Below are 1,074 nucleotides of genomic sequence, written 5' to 3'. Positions count from 1 at the left end.
TGCCGGAGCCTCTCCGGTGGCGACCCCGCATATCAGGGTGCGCAAGTCGGATAAGCGCTTTGCGAAGGAACGTCATGAGAACGAAGCTAGGTGTGGATATCAGCAAGAGGAAGTTCGATGTCGCTTTGCTTGATGCGCAGGGGAAGTTCCGCTCGAAGGTCTTTGCCAACGATGCGGCGGGGTTTTCCCAACTGATGGACTGGATCGAGTCTCACGTTCAGGGCGGCAAGAGCGAGGCTCACGCGTGCATGGAAGCAACGGGCAGCTATCACGAGGCGCTGGCCGTGTTCCTGCATGACAGCGGGGTGGCTGTCTCCGTGGTGAACCCGCTGAGGGTCAAGCGCTTCATCGAATCCGAAGGCATACGCAACAAGACCGACAACGCGGATGCCAAGGCGCTTGCCCGCTTTGCACACAAGCATGAGCTGGAACTTTGGGAGGCGCCGACGCTGGGGCTGCGCAGGCTGCAAGCGCTGGTGCTGCGTCTGCAGACACTGCAGGACATGCGCCAGGCCGAGCTCAATCGGCTGGATGTTGCGCATGACTCGGTGCGGCCGTCGATCCAGGCCATGGTGGACAGTCTGGTGGGTGCCATCGAGGAAGTCACAGCACAGATCAAGTCGAGCATCGACGATGACCCAGACCTGCGCGGACGCAAGGAACTGTTGCAGACGATCCCGGGACTGGGTGAGAAGACCATCCCGCAGCTACTGGCCTACATCGGAAGACCCGAGCGCTTCAGCTCAGCCAAAGCGCTGGTGGCCTATGCAAGCCTGTCGCCGATGATCCGGCAATCAGGCAGCTCGCTGAATCGCAGCAGGGGGACGCATCCCACGGGGCACAAAGAGCTACGCCAGGCGCTGTTCTACCCGGCGATGGTGGCTGCCAAGTACAACCCGCTCATCGCCGCTTTCTGGGCTCGCTTGAAGGCGCAGAACAAGCCGGGTTTGGTGGTTGTCGTGGCCTGCATGCACAAGCTCCTGGCCATCGCCTACGGCGTTCTGAAGTCCAAGAAGCCCTTTGACCCCGCCCACGGGACAGCACTGGCTGCTTGACTCAAGACGGTGTCTTTAC

General features: G+C 61.2%; 1 protein-coding gene. It reads left to right on the top strand.

Features of this window, described 5'->3' with window-relative positions; translation table 11 throughout:
• Positions 1-59: 59 nt before the first annotated feature.
• Positions 60-1,055, top strand: a complete 996-nt coding sequence (locus tag V3596_RS21735; RefSeq protein WP_334279924.1) for an IS110 family RNA-guided transposase — start codon at positions 60-62, stop codon at positions 1,053-1,055.
• Positions 1,056-1,074: the final 19 nt, after the last annotated feature.

Origin of the sequence: Roseateles microcysteis, from assembly GCF_036880965.1 — a bacterium.
Lineage (GTDB): Bacteria > Pseudomonadota > Gammaproteobacteria > Burkholderiales > Burkholderiaceae_C > JAUASW01.
The sequence above is the reverse complement of the archived record's forward strand: the minus strand, read 5'-3'. Positions and strand labels throughout refer to the sequence as shown.